This window comes from Bradyrhizobium sp. UNPA324 (assembly GCF_006658635.1).
Lineage (GTDB): Bacteria > Pseudomonadota > Alphaproteobacteria > Rhizobiales > Xanthobacteraceae > Bradyrhizobium > Bradyrhizobium nanningense.
On sequence record NZ_LFJD01000004.1, the window covers coordinates 7,115,894 to 7,130,315 of the forward strand.

Annotated in this window: 16 protein-coding genes; 9 read left to right on the forward strand and 7 right to left on the reverse strand. The window is 64.5% G+C overall.

What is annotated here, in order from left to right; translation table 11 throughout:
• Positions 1–2: 2 nt before the first annotated feature.
• The gene (locus UNPA324_RS34095; RefSeq protein ID WP_141938442.1) at positions 3–1,550 is read right to left on the reverse strand and encodes a DUF1800 domain-containing protein; all 1,548 of its coding nucleotides are present in this window, start codon (positions 1,548–1,550) and stop codon (positions 3–5) included.
• A 114-nt stretch (positions 1,551–1,664) separates the two neighbouring features.
• Here UNPA324_RS34095 and UNPA324_RS35905 point away from each other — a divergent pair, with 114 nt between their 5' ends.
• Positions 1,665–1,859, forward strand: coding sequence for a hypothetical protein (locus UNPA324_RS35905; RefSeq protein ID WP_141938444.1), 195 nt, complete (start codon positions 1,665–1,667; stop codon positions 1,857–1,859).
• A 125-nt stretch (positions 1,860–1,984) separates the two neighbouring features.
• Here the strand turns inward: UNPA324_RS35905 and UNPA324_RS34105 are convergent, their stop codons facing one another.
• From UNPA324_RS34105 to UNPA324_RS34115, 3 genes are all read right to left on the reverse strand, one after another.
• Positions 1,985–2,683, reverse strand: a complete 699-nt coding sequence (locus UNPA324_RS34105) for a glutathione S-transferase family protein (protein WP_128921521.1) — start codon at positions 2,681–2,683, stop codon at positions 1,985–1,987.
• A 102-nt stretch (positions 2,684–2,785) separates the two neighbouring features.
• Positions 2,786–3,016 (reverse strand): hypothetical protein, encoded by a 231-nt coding sequence (locus UNPA324_RS34110; RefSeq protein ID WP_141938446.1) that lies wholly within the window; start codon positions 3,014–3,016, stop codon positions 2,786–2,788.
• Positions 3,013–3,792: a sulfite exporter TauE/SafE family protein gene (locus tag UNPA324_RS34115; RefSeq protein WP_141938448.1), complete on the reverse strand. Its 780-nt coding sequence runs from the start codon at positions 3,790–3,792 to the stop codon at positions 3,013–3,015. The genes UNPA324_RS34110 and UNPA324_RS34115 overlap by 4 nt, the downstream gene beginning before the upstream one ends.
• Before the next feature lie 161 nt (positions 3,793–3,953).
• On the opposite strand from UNPA324_RS34115, the gene UNPA324_RS34120 reads away from it, so the two are divergent.
• The 3 genes from UNPA324_RS34120 to UNPA324_RS34130 all read left to right on the forward strand — a co-directional run bounded on the left by UNPA324_RS34120 (position 3,954) and on the right by UNPA324_RS34130 (position 5,496).
• Complete coding sequence (locus tag UNPA324_RS34120) at positions 3,954–4,871, forward strand: LysR substrate-binding domain-containing protein (RefSeq protein ID WP_141938449.1); 918 nt, start codon at positions 3,954–3,956, stop codon at positions 4,869–4,871.
• 112 nt (positions 4,872–4,983) lie between these two features.
• The gene (locus tag UNPA324_RS34125) at positions 4,984–5,208 is read left to right on the forward strand and encodes a hypothetical protein (RefSeq protein WP_028134417.1); all 225 of its coding nucleotides are present in this window, start codon (positions 4,984–4,986) and stop codon (positions 5,206–5,208) included.
• Positions 5,209–5,265: 57 nt separating this feature from the next.
• Entirely contained in the window at positions 5,266–5,496 is a 231-nt protein-coding gene (locus UNPA324_RS34130; RefSeq protein ID WP_141938451.1) for a hypothetical protein, read from the forward strand.
• A 38-nt stretch (positions 5,497–5,534) separates the two neighbouring features.
• On the opposite strand, the gene UNPA324_RS34135 is transcribed toward UNPA324_RS34130, so the two are convergent.
• Positions 5,535–6,776 carry a hypothetical protein gene (locus UNPA324_RS34135; protein ID WP_141938453.1) on the reverse strand — a complete coding sequence of 414 codons (1,242 nt, stop codon included), beginning with the start codon at positions 6,774–6,776 and terminating at the stop codon, positions 5,535–5,537.
• Between the two features lie 262 nt (positions 6,777–7,038).
• Here UNPA324_RS34135 and uvrB point away from each other — a divergent pair, with 262 nt between their 5' ends.
• Positions 7,039–10,029 (forward strand): excinuclease ABC subunit UvrB, encoded by a 2,991-nt coding sequence (uvrB, locus tag UNPA324_RS34140; RefSeq protein ID WP_141938455.1) that lies wholly within the window; start codon positions 7,039–7,041, stop codon positions 10,027–10,029.
• Positions 10,030–10,106: 77 nt separating this feature from the next.
• Here uvrB and UNPA324_RS34145 read toward each other — a convergent pair whose 3' ends face one another.
• Positions 10,107–10,301 (reverse strand): hypothetical protein, encoded by a 195-nt coding sequence (locus UNPA324_RS34145; RefSeq protein WP_246667277.1) that lies wholly within the window; start codon positions 10,299–10,301, stop codon positions 10,107–10,109.
• A 293-nt stretch (positions 10,302–10,594) separates the two neighbouring features.
• Positions 10,595–10,828: a hypothetical protein gene (locus tag UNPA324_RS34150; protein ID WP_128921528.1), complete on the reverse strand. Its 234-nt coding sequence runs from the start codon at positions 10,826–10,828 to the stop codon at positions 10,595–10,597.
• A 280-nt stretch (positions 10,829–11,108) separates the two neighbouring features.
• Between UNPA324_RS34150 and UNPA324_RS34155 the strand changes: the two genes are divergently transcribed.
• From UNPA324_RS34155 to UNPA324_RS34170, 4 genes are all read left to right on the forward strand, one after another.
• Positions 11,109–11,555: a nuclear transport factor 2 family protein gene (locus UNPA324_RS34155; RefSeq protein ID WP_141938458.1), complete on the forward strand. Its 447-nt coding sequence runs from the start codon at positions 11,109–11,111 to the stop codon at positions 11,553–11,555.
• A gap of 231 nt (positions 11,556–11,786) precedes the next feature.
• A complete protein-coding gene (locus tag UNPA324_RS34160) occupies positions 11,787–12,227 on the forward strand; it encodes a nuclear transport factor 2 family protein (RefSeq protein WP_128921530.1) in 441 nt (146 codons plus the stop codon).
• A 267-nt stretch (positions 12,228–12,494) separates the two neighbouring features.
• Positions 12,495–13,418 carry a hypothetical protein gene (locus UNPA324_RS34165; RefSeq protein ID WP_141938460.1) on the forward strand — a complete coding sequence of 308 codons (924 nt, stop codon included), beginning with the start codon at positions 12,495–12,497 and terminating at the stop codon, positions 13,416–13,418.
• Positions 13,419–13,660: 242 nt separating this feature from the next.
• The gene (locus tag UNPA324_RS34170; RefSeq protein WP_141938462.1) at positions 13,661–14,083 is read left to right on the forward strand and encodes a hypothetical protein; all 423 of its coding nucleotides are present in this window, start codon (positions 13,661–13,663) and stop codon (positions 14,081–14,083) included.
• Positions 14,084–14,422 lie beyond the last annotated feature (339 nt).

The following is a 14,422-nucleotide window of genomic DNA, read 5'->3' on the forward strand; positions in this document are numbered from 1 at the left end:
CGTCACCTCCTCTGCATTTCCGGCGACATCAAGAGCAGTGCCAGCGCCTGCTGCCGCGATTCCGCGCGCTCGACGGTTCGCCGCGTTTCGATCGAGGCCGCATCGGCCGCCGCGAATTCGAGGAGGTCGAGCGGATCGATGTTGTTGCCGAGCCGCGCACCCATCTGTGCGGCGATATCGAGCCTGAGCTTCATCCCTTCGGGCGCAGCCCAGGCGGCGCTGCTATCCGGGAAACCGTTCGGCCCCGCCGGCGACCACAGCGGCTGGCCCAGCAGATTGAGATTGTTGAGATACGCGCCGGGATCCTCCGGCACGCGCGCGAGCAGCCGGCCGCTCGCGACGAGGAAATCGTAAGGGCTGCGCATCTTCGTCAGCGGCGCTTTCCAGGCCTCGTCGGAATCGACCAGCGCGGTTGCCAGCGCCCTGAGATCGCCGTCGGTCCTGACGAAGACATCGCGCAGGCGCGCAACCAGCGCCGGCGGCGGATCGTCGGCGACGAAATGGCGGACGAATTTGGTGGCGATGAAGTTCGCGGTCGAGGGATGCCGCGCGATGTCGGCGAGCGCGGCCTCGCCCTGTGCGAGGCCCGTCGGCTCGTAGGACTTGCCGAGCAGCATTTGCGGACCGGGCTGGTGCGCATTGGCGTTGAACACGAAGGAGCCGGGAGGGCCTAACTGCCCCTGCCTTCCGGCGAAGGTCCAGCCGGTGATGATGCGCGCGAGCGAGGTGACGTCGTCCTGCGTATAACCGCCGCCGACGCCGAGCGTATGCAGCTCCATGATCTCACGCGCGAGATTTTCGTTCAGGCCGCGCTTGCGATTCTGGCCCGCGCGCGAGTCCGGGCCGAGCGATTGCTGGTTGTCGAGGAAGAACAGCATCGCCGGATGCTGCTCGACTGCCCTCAGCATGTCGGCGAAGCGCCCGAGCACGTGCGGCCTGATCGCCTCGCGCTCGAACGCGCCGGCCCAGATCCGCGCCAGCTCGCCCTTGCTCGCTGCGATGCAGAAATGATTGGACCAGAACACGACGAGACGCTCGGTGAAGCCGCACTCTGCCAGCGTCGCGCGCTGCAGCCGCGCCAGCGCTTCAGCGCGGAAGGTCTTTTGAATCACGTTGAGCGGCTGTGGCGCCGGCTTTGCGGCCGGCGCCGCTGCGCCTGGCTGCATCAACTCCGGCTTCGCCGCGATGTCGGCAGGCTTGGCCTGTGCCATCTGGCCGGCGATCTCCGTCGCGGCCGCGTTCAGCGAGAGATTGCGGCGGAGCGCGGGCTTCTGCTCGGTCGGCGCCGGCGTCTCGGCGGGCGCTGTGGCCTTTGCCGCTTCGCGCGCCTGCTTGACCTGATCCTGATAGGCGAAGACCGCCTGCCCGAGCTGCTGCGTCGATTGCAGGCCGGGCGCCTCCAGCAGCAAGCCGGTCGGACGGGCGAGCTCCGCTTTTACGAAGCCGCGCGGATCGGAGGCTGCGTTGATCAGATCGCCCGAGGCGCCGCCGCGGGCACCGAAGCCAAAACGGTTGAGCGCAACGAGCGCGGCTTGCGAATCGCGGGCCATCGATTTGTCCTTGGCGTGCCGGGAGCCGCTTTCCGAGTCCGCGCGCGAGGCCTAATATACCGCAACGACCGATGAACCCGACATGAAAATCACGGCGACGCTTCAACGCAAATCATGACAAATCCGAAAGAATCCTCGAGGCCGGAACCGCGCCGCCTCGCCTGCGTGCGCTGCGGCACCGAGTTCGGTTGCGATCTCTCGGGCAATTGCTGGTGCGCGGAGGAGACAGCAAAGCTACCGATGCCGGTCGCGGGCGAGGATTGCCTGTGCCGGGAGTGCTTGCGCAGGGCGGCGGAGGCAGTATCGTAGGGCGGGCAAAGCGACTTGTCCGCCGTAGCTCGAAGAGCGAAGGCGGAAGCGTGCCCACCATTTTCATTTGCGTGTGCGAGAAGACGTGGGCACGGCGCTTTACGCCTTTGCCCGCCCTACGAAGCTTACACCGCAAACCCCGGCGACTTCCGCGCCATGCCGTCGAACGCATCGAGCAGCTTCTCGCGCCAGGCATAGACCGGATCATCCGCCTCCAGCAGCTTGAACGGGCTCACCACCCGCGCCCATTGAAAACCGCCGAACACGATGTAGTCGGCATAGTTCGGCGCGTCGCGGCCGATGAAGGGCTGCTTCTTCAGCGTCTGGCGCATCACTTCGAGCGACTTGCGGAAGGCAACCACGCCGGTGTCGCGGCTCGCCATGACCTCTTCCAGGCTCTTGCCGCCGAACCGCGCTTCGCGCGACTTGCGAAAATACGCAGCGTCGTTCTCCGCCAGATTGTTCGGGATGTCGGCGACGATCAACGGAAAGATGCCGCCGACGATGGCGATGTCGCCGAAGGCGTTGATGAAGCGCGCCATGGCGCGGCCGCCCTCGCCGCCGAACAGCGACGGACGGTCCGGAAAACTGTCTTCGAGATGATTCGCGATGGTCCAGGAATCGACGACCGGCTTGTCGTCGTGCAGCAGCACCGGGACTTTCTCGGAGCCGTGCGGTGCAAGCGCGCTCTTCTCGGTGAAGCGCCAGGGCAGCGATTCCGCCGACAATCCCTTGTGCGCCAGTGCCATCCGCGTGCGCCAACAATACGGGCTGAACGGACGCGAGGCGTCGATGCCGACGAGTTCGTAGAGCTTGAGTGACATGTGCTGTTCCGTCCTTGCGAGCGCAGCGAAGCAATCCAGTCTGCCGCCGCGAAGGACATTCTGGATTGCTTCGCTGGCGCTCGCAATGACGATGTGGAGAGATTACCGCCCGTTCGCGCGCAGCAACCTCTCGCCGCCTTCCGTCACCGCGATCACCAGTCCGAGGCCGGCAATCGCCTCGCGCGCGACATAGCCGCGGTCGGCGGCGTCTTCCCAGATGGTGAGGCGCGGGCACGAGGTCTTCCAGGTCGAAATCACCTCGGCATAGGCGCGTGGTTCGCGCGCGACCCATTCGACGAAGTCCAGCACCAGCGGATCGGCAGTCTCGCTCATTGCAAACCTCCCTTGTCGAAGGCGGCCAGCACTGGCGTGCGAACCATGAGCCAGCCGCCATAGGCGATGTAATAGCAGGCGATGGTGGTGATCAGCTTGTTCGACCAGGCGATGAATTGCTGGTCGGTCATGGCTTCGAGGATGCGCCGCGCCAGCGTGGTGCCCAGCATCGAGGCTGCGATCGCAACGCCGGCGAGCACGGGATCGAGGCTCGCCGCCTGATCGATGATGCCGCCGAAATAGATCAGCTTGGTGAAGTGGCTGACGAGCTGGCACATCGCTTTGATCGCCACCTTCTCGCGCCGGCCGAAATTGCCGCCGAGGAAGAAGGTGTCGAGCAGCGGGCCGGAGACGCCGGTCATCAGCATCAGGCCCATGCAGATCGTGCCGTAGACCGTACCCTGCCAGAGACGGTCGGGATCCGGCTTGATGTTCGCGGGCAACAGCCGCGCCATGAACGGGGTGATGCCGAGCAGCAGCAGCGCCATCGGCTTGTCCGGCACGTAGCGGGTGAGCGACCACGCCGCGAGCGCGATGGCGGCGCCGACCATGTAGTTCGCGACCGGCCGCCAGCGGATATGCGCCCGCCACAGGAACGCGCGCCATCCGTTCGAGGCCATCTGCGTGATCGCGTGCAACACCATCGCGGTCGGCAGCGGCATCAGGGCCAGGAGCACGCCGATCAGGATCAGCCCGCCCGCCATGCCGAACAGCCCCGACAGGAACGCGGTGGCGACCATCAGCAATCCGAGGGCAGCGATCATGATGGGCGTCACGAGGTCGTTCTCCTTTCGGCACGTAAGGGACGCAAGCTGCCAATTCCCCCGCGCCGCGCTTGCGGGGAAGGGCGAAGGAGAAGGAGAAGGTGCCTCGCTTGCCCTGGCTTCGCAAACTGAGTTATCTTGGCCTGGCATCAGCTTTCCTGAGGGTGGGTCATTTGCGGCGGCTGCTGTTTCTCAACGGCATCAAGGCGTTCGAGGCGGCGGCGCGGACCGGCAGCTTTGCTGCGGCCGGGCTCGAGCTGAGCGTGTCCGCAGCCGCCGTCAGCCGCATGGTGCATCTCTTGGAAGAGCGGCTCGGCGTTGCGCTGTTCGAGCGCAAGGCCAACCGCCTGGTGCTGACGCAGGCCGGCCGCGCCTATCAAAGCGGGCTGACGCCGATCTTCGATGCGCTGGCCAGCCTCACCGCGCAGGTGACGGCGCCTGCAAGCGTCCGCGTGCTCACCATCGGCGTCGGCCATACCTTTGCGATGCGCTGGCTGATCCCGCGCCTGTCGGAATTTCGCAGCGAGGAGCCCGATATCGAAGTGCGCTTCACCACCGGCGGGGCGTCGGTGCCGTTCGGCGAGGACTGGAGCTGCGGCATCAAGCTCGGCACCGGCGACTGGCCCGGCCTCGTCGCCGAGCCGTTGTTCGCCGGCGACCTCACCCCGGTCTGCGTGCCCCGCCTCGCGAGCGGCCTGAAGCGCCCGTCCGACCTGAAGGGCCCGAGCCTGATCCGCGTGGCGCACTCAGCCGAGGACTGGCCGATCTGGCTGAAGGCCGCAGGCGTCTCCCGCATCAATGCGCGCGGGCCCGAGTTCCAGTTCTACGGCCAGGCGCTGCAGGCCGCGGCCGACGGGCTCGGCATCGCCATGGGCATCCGCCCCTATATCGACGACGACCTCGCCGCCGGCCGGCTGGTCGCGCCATTCGACCTCTCGGTACCCAAGGGCATGCGCTGGTATCTGCTCTATCGCAGCTTTCAGACCGAGCAGCGCGACTTTGCCGCATTCCGCCGCTGGATCATGCGCGCGGCGGCGGAACCCGCCGCCCGGCCGGTGAAGCGAACGGGCCGTCCTACCGCGCGGAACTGACGCCCGACAGCAAAAAAGCCGGCCGCTTGTGAACGGCTTCACATTCCGAAATACCCAAACGTGGTCCCCTGACTCTCCAACAAGACACGTACGGAAAACTTCGGGGACGACCATGACGACGCTCTACGACGGCTTTGACATCGAATCTTTCGAGGCTGGCAAAGGCCTCTGGCACGCCCGCATTCGCCGCGCCGATCTCAGCCCCCTCGCCATCGACGGCGTGCTGTTTCCGGCCATGGAAGTCGGCTTCGCCTGGCCCGATCAGAACGCCGCGATCGCCGACGCCAAGCATCACATCGACCGCTTCCGCCGGCGGACCGACAGCGACGACGAATAAGCGGCCACGACGGCAAGCCAGCCAGGGACAGCGCAGCGCAAGAAGGGGCAAGCGGTCATGTCAGTCATCGAATTCGAAGACACGTCGCGGCCGAGGATCTACAGCCGCACTGTGCTGTCGAATTGCCCGGAATGCGACGGTGATCTCGCCGTGCTGCGGGTCATCGGCGGGCGCGCCGGAAACGAGTACTGGACCATGCGCTGCACCGATTGCGGCGGCATCCACCTCGACATCCTGACGCCGTATCAGGCCAGCGAGGACGACGAGGGTCCGCTGCCGGCGGCGTGAGCCCCTGCTGCCAGGAGCCCGCGCGCGTCGCATGTCGACTACCGCGTCGGCATGCTAGGTGCGGCGGGCTTTGACTGCTCGATCGAGCCTGTGGACTCTGGCTCACGCCGCGGGGCCGCAACTGCGCTTGACGGTTCGGAGGGACGAGTCGGAACGGGCTGACGCGCATATTCGGTCGGCGTTTGCCGCTTGACGCTATAGAAGCGTCCACCCGTCCCCCTGATAAAATACCTTTGCTCGAAGATTTCCTTATATACGGGATCGTCCGCAAGTGTCCCGGCCATCACCGTCTTGCAAGCATTCTCGGCGTCGAAGAAGCTTTTGCAGGTCCGCCAAATGAATGCCGTCACGAGATAAAAATGCGGAACGTAAGCATCGAAATTGAGTGTGGCGTAGTTCATATTCGACACAAACGCCCGCCAAAGCCGCAAATTACCGTTGCCGTTGTTCATGATGTAGCGCGCGTAGGCGAGAGTTTTGCAGACTGCCGCTTCTGACGAAATATCGTACGTCGCATCAACGGGCGCATTCCAATCAATTGCCCACGCAAACGTAGAGCAACGACGCGTCAGGTTATCGATGATAAGCCACAGATTGATCTCAAGCGAATCTCTGTAGAGCGGCAGCAAGGTGACGACCGGCCCCGCACTCGAGAAACTCAAGTTGAGAAGGTCATCGACGATTGTCGTCGTTTCGTTGACCGCCTTGTTGGCGTAGATCGCGGCCTTCGCGGTCGACGACAGGACCGGAATCTTCCCCATCAGCTTGTCACGGATTTCGCCCAAGTAGACATTGCTCTGAGCGTTGAACAATGAAGACAATGCGAGCCTGAAAAGGGCGTAATCGAGTCGCGCCATCTTCTCGTCAAAGAACTGACAGATGGCAGGCTCCGTATAGCCGGACGCATCGATCGTTCCGATCTTGTTAGGCGCATTTTGTACCTTGGTTGCATCGTCGAAACCAACGACGATGTATTTGCCTGTGCCTCTTGGATAAAGGCAATTGTACGCCTCCGACGAGATGGTCAGAACTGTTTTCAGATTTCCTTCGATCGCGGCCTTGTCAGTTTCGTTGTGGCTACCTTGTCGTGCGGCTGCGAGCAGTACACCGGCCAACAGGTACGATCTGAACAATCTATGGCTCTTCGTATTGGCAACGAAGAGTACGTAGTCCTCTATCTCCGCGACCGTTCCACCCCTTCGATCAATCTCCGCGCAGCCCGACAGCATCGACAGCGCAACGACCGCCGCGACAATGCGGCGTCCCATTCCGAACTGCATTCCCCGCCCCCAATTTCGTAAATAAAAAAGCTCAGCCTATGGGCGAATGTCGCCATGGGGGGTTCCGATTCGCGAGTGGGTTGCGGTTGGAATCCGATACGACTGCGGCGTTTTCCACAATCTCAGGTTCCATTGCAGCAGGCCGCCCTCGGAGCCGGCTTGGCCTTGACCGCCGATCCTGCTGCCAACCTGCTGTCAGCAGCCTGCATAGCAACAGGCATTCGCCCTTTATTGCGGGGCGGACTCGTCCCATATTCGCTGCATGGCGAAGAAACCTGCATCCTCCGAAAAATCCGGCAAATCCCCCAAGACCAAGGCCCTGAATTCCAGGGCGCCAAATTCCAAAGCTCATCGCCCAGACGTGCAGCCGATCGGGCCGGCGCTGGCCGAGTTGCTCAATCCCGCGATCAATCGCGGCGATGCCGGGCTTGGATCGGGCACCGGCCTGCAGCCGCCGCCGGACAATTCGCGCGACCGCCGCTCGGGCGGCGAGGCCGCGGCCCATCGCGCGCGGGCCTCGACGCCGAAGGCGTTTCCCCAGGATAATGCGTCGCCGATGCCGCTGCGGCCCAATCCGCAGCCGCCGGGCGCCCGGCAATCCACCGAAATTGGCGAACTGGAAGAAGCACCGCAGGCCAATTACGGAACCGCGGCCACGATCCCGACGCTCGATCCGGAATTGGCACGGCAGCTTGGATTGCCCACCGAGGAGGACGACGCCGAGGCGTTGGCGCGTCCGCCGCGCTCCAAGATGGAGGCACTCGGCGTCAAGGCGACCGCGGATGCGCTGGAATCGCTGATCCGCGAGGGCCGGCCGGAGTTCCGCAAGGACGACGGGTCCACCAAGGTGTGGACGCCGCATCGCCCGCCGCGGCCGGAAAAGTCCGAAGGCGGCGTGCGCTTCGAGATCAAGTCGGAATATCAGCCCAAGGGCGACCAGCCGACAGCGATCGCGGAGCTGGTCGAAGGCGTCCAGCGCAACGACCGCACCCAAGTGCTGCTCGGCGTCACCGGCTCGGGCAAGACCTACACCATGGCGCAGGTGATCGAGAAGACGCAGCGCCCAGCGCTGATCCTGGCACCGAACAAGACGCTCGCAGCCCAGCTCTATGGCGAGTTCAGGAACTTCTTCCCGGACAACGCGGTGGAGTATTTCGTCTCCTATTACGATTACTACCAGCCGGAAGCCTACGTCCCACGCACCGACACCTATATCGAGAAGGATTCCTCGATCAACGAGCAGATCGACCGCATGCGCCACTCGGCGACGCGCGCGCTGCTCGAACGCGACGACGTCATTATCGTCGCCTCGGTGTCCTGCATCTACGGTATCGGCTCGGTCGAGACCTATACTGCGATGACCTTCGCGCTGAAGAAGGGCGAGCGCATCGACCAGCGCCAGCTCATCGCCGACCTCGTCGCGCTGCAGTACAAGCGCACCCAGGCCGATTTTACCCGCGGCACGTTCCGCGTCAGGGGCGACGTCATCGACATCTTCCCGGCGCACTATGAGGACCGCGCCTGGCGCGTGAATCTGTTCGGCGACACCATCGAGACCATCGAGGAGTTCGATCCGCTCACCGGCCACAAGCAGGACGAGCTCGAATTCATCAAGATGTACGCCAACTCGCACTATGTGACGCCGCGCCCGACGCTGGTGCAGGCGATCAAGTCGATCAAATCAGAGCTGAAGCAGCGGCTCGACCAGCTCAACAACCAGGGCCGCCTCTTGGAAGCCCAGCGGCTGGAGCAGCGCACCACCTTCGACCTCGAGATGATGGAGGCGACAGGAAGCTGCGCCGGCATCGAGAATTATTCGCGCTACCTCACGGGACGCCGGCCCGGCGAGCCGCCGCCGACGCTGTTCGAATATGTGCCCGACAACGCGCTGATCTTCGCCGACGAGAGCCACGTCACCATCCCGCAGATCGGCGCCATGTTCCGCGGTGACTTCCGCCGCAAGGCGACGCTGGCCGAATACGGCTTCCGCCTGCCGTCGTGCATGGACAACCGCCCGCTCCGCTTCGAGGAATGGGACATGATGCGGCCGCAGACGGTCGCGGTATCGGCGACGCCGAGCGGCTGGGAGCTGAACGAGAGCGGCGGCGTGTTCGTCGAACAGGTCATTCGCCCCACCGGACTGATTGATCCTCCGGTCGACATTCGCCCGGCCCGCACCCAGGTCGACGATCTCGTCGGCGAGGTGCGTGCCACCGCGCAGGCCGGCTATCGCTCGCTCGTCACGGTGCTGACGAAACGCATGGCGGAGGACCTCACCGAATATCTGCATGAGCAGGGCATCCGCGTCCGCTACATGCACTCCGACATCGACACCATCGAGCGCATCGAGATCATCAGGGATCTTCGCCTCGGCGCGTTCGACGCGCTGGTCGGCATCAACCTGCTGCGCGAAGGCCTCGACATTCCCGAATGCGCGCTGGTCGCGATCCTCGATGCCGACAAGGAAGGCTTCCTGCGCAGCGAGACCTCGCTGATCCAGACCATCGGCCGCGCCGCGCGCAACGTCGACGGCAAGGTGATCCTCTATGCCGACCAGATGACCGGCTCGATGGAGCGCGCCATCGCCGAGACCAACCGGCGCCGCGAAAAACAGGTCGAGTACAACAATGCCAACGGCATCACGCCGGAGAGCGTGAAGAAGCAGATCGGCGACATCCTCAACTCGGTCTACGAGCGCGACCACGTGCTGGTCGAAGTCGGCGGCCACGACATGACCGACGACGTCATCTCGATCGGCCACAATTTCGAAGCCGTGCTCGCCGATCTCGAAACAAGGATGCGCGAGGCCGCCGCCGACTTGAACTTCGAGGAAGCCGCGCGCCTGCGCGACGAGGTCAAGCGCCTGCGCGCCACCGAGCTTGCGGTGGTGGATGATCCCACTGCAAAACAGCGGGCTGTCGCTGGCAAGGCCGGCGCCTATGCCGGCGCTAAGAAGTACGGCGATGCCGCCAATTTGCCGGTCAGCGCGATGAAGAAAAAGACCGTGAGTTCCGCGCTGAAAGCCAGCGGCGGCAACAGCGGCTCGAAGGTCCACAAGCCGCATCTCGACGAGATGCACGGGCCGGAATCGCTGCCCTACCGAGAGAAGCAGACATTGCCGTCAAAGCCGTTCGGCAGTACCAGCCGGATCATCCAGCCGACGGACTCGCGGCAGTCGGGGCCGGAGTTCGGGCCGGCACCGAAGTCGACGGGCGGGATGCCGGGACGACGCGGGGGATGGAAGAAGAGGTAGGGCTAGAATCGACAATGCCGCTCGTGGCTAGGGCCCCCCGGCAGCGTCTTGGAATGACGGCGGAGAGACGTCCTTCCTCACCCCACGCTCGCCGTCACCACCGCCATCACCGACAGCAGCAGCACGAGGGTCACGAGCTGGAGCGAGGCGACCGGCTGGGTGCGCCAGGCCGTGATCTTGTTGGTGAGCGACAAATGGGCCTCCAAGAATTTCGGCTCATAGACGGTCTTGAAGAAGGCCGGGAAGCTCGGGCCCAGGGTCACAGCCAGCATGGCGTGGGCGAGCGAGGCGATGGCGACGAAGAGGGGGACGCCGGGATCGCGGACGAGATCGTGATTGCCGCAGAGCTTGAGCAGGAAGGCGGCTCACAAGTGCTCCAACATCGTCATTGCGAGCGCAGCGAAGCAATCCAGAGTCTTTCCGCGGAGGGATTCTGGATTGCTTCGCTGCGCTCGCCATGACGGGTCGAGGGAGCACGGCTCCGACTGTCGTCCGACGCGCGGCGGCTTCCCCTCACGCACCTCAGTTGGGCAAGAATGGAGAGCCGACGCGGATGCAGGGCGTCCTACAACTTCCCCTGCCCGTTCACCTGGCCCTGCTGCTGTCGCTGCTTCTCCTGCTCCTTGGCGTGGTGCCGGCCGTAGAGGCAGCCGGCGGCGGCGCCGAGTGCGCCGTGATGGCCGGCATAATGGCCGGCGACGCCACCGACGATGGCGCCCTTGATGCAGCCCTTGGCGTTGACGGCGGAGGTCGCGCTGCACATCAGCAGCACCGTGGCGATGGCGACAAGAGATTTCATGGATCGGTGTCTCCGGATGCGATGTCAGACCCTCAACGAGCGCGGATGGGTCCGAGTTCCAGCACCTGGGCCACGCACGCCTCGCAGATAGGCGTGGGGCGTCATCGCCAGGAGCAAAAGTCCGCACGCAGCCGAGTGCGCGGCCCGCCATCGCTCCCCATGAACGCGGCATGGCGCTCGCGCGTCATAGTTGGCAAGCACCCTGTGTTTTTGCGGATTGATGGACCCGCGAGGCCCGCGGTAGCGTTTGTGATCCACTGCCGACGAGGGCGGGAGCAGCATGACGGTTGAATCGCTGAACAGGCAACGCGTGCTGCATCTGCTCGACGCCTTCGCGCGCGGCGACATCGAGGCCGCGCTGGCGTGCTGCACCGACGACGTCGACTTCCTCACCCACGCGCCGATCGACGTGCTGCCGCACATGGTGCCGCGCCACGGCAAGGCCGAGCTGCGCGAGCTCTGGCAGACGATCTGGTCGCGCTATTCGGAGGTCCGCTACAAGGCGCCACACGTCGTCGCCGAGGGCGAGGCGGTCGCGACCTACATGAACACCTATTTCAGGAAGCGCAGCAACGACCGCATCGTGCAGTTCGACATGGCCGTGTTCTATACGTTCCGGGGCGGGCTGGTGGCGGAGATCCGCGAGATCATCGATTCCTACGATCTGGTGCAGCAGGTGCTGGAGCGCGAGATCGGCCCGTTGATCACGGGTGCGCGGGTGGATTGATCCTTATCTTCCCGGCCGGACTCCGGATCGGAACCCGCGCCCGGGAGATTACCGGGTTCTATTGTAAATCTCACAAAGTCCGTTCAATTGTGCATTGCGAAAACGTGAATTGCGTTTTGGCCGAAGTTCGGTATTTTGTTCGCATACAAATGAGTTGATCCTCCCCGGCGCCTGACTGCGCATGGGGTCCTTTTCCGTTTTTTTCGCAAGCCAGCTTCAGGACGGCCCAAAATGACAGAGCACAGCCTCTGGCGTTTCTCGCGCGCGTTGCACCGTGCGATCAACGACCGGCATTTCGGGGATATCGAGGCCCTGATCGACGAGGACGTCGAATGGGCGCTCTACGGCCCGATCGACATGTTTCCGTTCCTCGGCGCGCGCCAGGGCAAGGACGCCGTGCTCGACGTCATCCGCCAGCTCGCCGACAATTTCCAGGTCCGCCGCTTCGACCGCGAGAGCATCATGCTCGGCGTCGATTCCGCCGCCTCGATGGTGCGCTATTCACTGACCGCCCTCGATTCCAACAAGCCGATCAGCTTGCGGGTCGCGCAGTTCGCCCAGTTCAGGGTAGGCAAGCTCGTCAGCATGCGCGTCCTGATCGACACGTTCGACCTGGTCGAGCAGGCACTCGGCCGCGCCATTCATCTGCCGAAGATGACCAGCGTCGGCTGAGGGGGACGCCAACGGGCCCCGCTGTTCGGGACCGATGATGATGCCGGCTGCGACGTCCTGGCCTCCAGCCCCGCCGGATGCCGTCGCGTCAAGAACTCGTCATCGGGCGCGCGCCTTTGGCGCGGCCCGTTGGTTCGGGGCCTCGAAGGCACCGCCACAATTTCGCAACGATGGACCAGTATTTTCCCGCGCGGAATGGCGCATGGTCTTTGCTGACGGCCGATATATATTATCGGAAAGCATGCGCTGGGGCTCGCGGGCAGGACGATGGAATTCTCGACAGGGTTTGGCTGGACCAGGCTGCCAGTGCTGGGGGCCGCATTCATTTTGGGCTCGGTGCTGACGGTCTCGGCGCAGATCATTCCGCCCTTCTCCCCACCAGCGACCGCGGCTGACGACGAGGCCGCGACGGAGGCCGTGGCAGAGGCGCCCGACGTCAACGACCCCGACGTGCTCAAGGGCATCGACGTCGACAAGCTCGACTGGAGCCAGCTCGCAGTCGATGCCGGCACCGGCATTGACCCCCTGGCCGCCAAGAAGCGCGCCCAGGCCGCCGCCAAGGACGGGCTGGACTGGTCGTCCAATGCCAACGCGAACGGGTCCTCGGCGGTGAAGGTGAAGCAGTCCGTGTTCTCGTTCTGGGATACGCGGATCGGCGCCGACATGACGGTGACGAACGAGCCGCGGACGATGTCCGAGCTGCTGGCGCAGAAGGCCACCAACGGCGGCAACCTGCCGCAATCCTCGGGCAGCGCCTGGGCGACGGCGACCGCGCCCGGCGCGGGCTCGATCTGGGACAAGACCGCGGTCGAAGCCCGCGTCGATCCCGGCACTGAACAGAGCAAGATCGGGGCCTCGCTGACCAAATCGGTGCCGCTGTCGAGCGACACTTCATTGACGCTCCAGAACGGCTACAGCGTCAACCAGCAGGGCACCGCCGCTGTGCCCGGCATCGGCGGCCATATCACCCGCAATTACGAAACCGACCAGTCCGCAAAGGTTACTCTCACTGACACCGGTACCAGCATCACCGCCGGCCAGACGCTGTCGACCACCGACGACAAATGGCTGCGCAAAGTCGGCGCCGAGCAAAAGCTGTTCGACAACGTCACCGTCTCCGGCTCGGTCGGCGAGACCTCCCAAGGCGCGATCAACAAGAGCCTGACGGCCGGCTTCAAGAAAAGCTGGTGAGTTTCTTACCTCTCCCCGCAAGCGGGGCGAGGGAGTGAGGCGCCGACCGAGCCGCGTATCCACCGCCGCAACGCCATTCACACTCTCCTAACCATATGCCACGGCAAAACCCCCGAATGGTCCGCCCTTGCCGCATCTCGGCCCATTTGCGGTCAAAATCGGACGCCCTGATAGGGAAGCCTCACAGACGTCGTCGTGCGGGGGACACTCGCGCTGCGCTCAACGCGAACAGGGGAACAACGATGAACGCCATGCGTCCGGAAAAGATCGAAGCCACCGAGACCGAGACGGTCGACACCAACCTTGCCGCCGTGACGGAGGTCGAGGCCGGGATCCGTGATTTCGTCCGCAACGATATCGCCTATCTGCGCCGTCCGGCGTCGACCACCACCGACGCGCCGCCGCTCGACGCGAGCGCGGAAGCCACCGTCAACAACGTCAACTCGCTGATCCAGCGCGTCGCCGGCACCTCGCTCGCCGAGATCGAGAACCTGATCTCCGAGCTCGAGAGCCTGCGCGATCTGCTCCATGCCGAAGGCCAGCGCGTCCAGCGCGAGATCTCCGGCTATGCCCAGCTCAGCCAGGCCGCGATGAAGTCGACCCGCATGATCGCCGACAACGTCGCGCAGTGGAAGCGCGCCGCCGACGGCCTGCGCAACAGCTGATCGTTCGACCAAGCATCACCGAACCGCCGCGTTCCCGGCAGGGAGCGCGGCGGTTTTGATTCTGGGAGGTGCGATAGGGCCCACACTGCCTCTCCAACAAAGGTGTCATCGCCCGGCCTTGACCGGGCGATCCAGTATTCCAGAGAAGCCAGTGATCGAGCCGAGAGGTCTCGGCGCACTGGATGCCCCGGTCAAGCCGGGGCATGACAGCGGAGGGTGTGGCCGCGACGACGGCGCTGCGGTGGATACGCGTTCACATCGTCAACGCAGCCAGCGCCGTTCACTTTGAACCCTCCGCCCGTCCCTGGCGACCAATGCCAGGCGCCCGTGCCGCCACGG

Excerpts from the sequence above, each read along its gene's own strand:
- UNPA324_RS34150 (WP_128921528.1), bottom strand. The coding sequence starts at position 10,828 with ATGAAATCTCTTGTCGCCATCGCCACGGTGCTGCTGATGTGCAGCGCG.
- UNPA324_RS34160 (WP_128921530.1), top strand. The coding sequence starts at position 11,787 with ATGACAGAGCACAGCCTCTGGCGTTTCTCGCGCGCGTTGCACCGTGCG.
- UNPA324_RS34110 (WP_141938446.1), bottom strand. The coding sequence starts at position 3,016 with ATGAGCGAGACTGCCGATCCGCTGGTGCTGGACTTCGTCGAATGGGTC.
- UNPA324_RS34130 (WP_141938451.1), top strand. The coding sequence starts at position 5,266 with ATGTCAGTCATCGAATTCGAAGACACGTCGCGGCCGAGGATCTACAGC.
- UNPA324_RS34095 (WP_141938442.1), bottom strand. The coding sequence starts at position 1,550 with ATGGCCCGCGATTCGCAAGCCGCGCTCGTTGCGCTCAACCGTTTTGGC.
- uvrB (WP_141938455.1), top strand. The coding sequence starts at position 7,039 with ATGGCGAAGAAACCTGCATCCTCCGAAAAATCCGGCAAATCCCCCAAG.
- UNPA324_RS35905 (WP_141938444.1), top strand. The coding sequence starts at position 1,665 with ATGACAAATCCGAAAGAATCCTCGAGGCCGGAACCGCGCCGCCTCGCC.
- UNPA324_RS34105 (WP_128921521.1), bottom strand. The coding sequence starts at position 2,683 with ATGTCACTCAAGCTCTACGAACTCGTCGGCATCGACGCCTCGCGTCCG.
- UNPA324_RS34155 (WP_141938458.1), top strand. The coding sequence starts at position 11,109 with ATGACGGTTGAATCGCTGAACAGGCAACGCGTGCTGCATCTGCTCGAC.
- UNPA324_RS34125 (WP_028134417.1), top strand. The coding sequence starts at position 4,984 with ATGACGACGCTCTACGACGGCTTTGACATCGAATCTTTCGAGGCTGGC.
- UNPA324_RS34145 (WP_246667277.1), bottom strand. The coding sequence starts at position 10,301 with ATGCTGGCTGTGACCCTGGGCCCGAGCTTCCCGGCCTTCTTCAAGACC.
- UNPA324_RS34135 (WP_141938453.1), bottom strand. The coding sequence starts at position 6,776 with ATGCAGTTCGGAATGGGACGCCGCATTGTCGCGGCGGTCGTTGCGCTG.
- UNPA324_RS34170 (WP_141938462.1), top strand. The coding sequence starts at position 13,661 with ATGAACGCCATGCGTCCGGAAAAGATCGAAGCCACCGAGACCGAGACG.
- UNPA324_RS34165 (WP_141938460.1), top strand. The coding sequence starts at position 12,495 with ATGGAATTCTCGACAGGGTTTGGCTGGACCAGGCTGCCAGTGCTGGGG.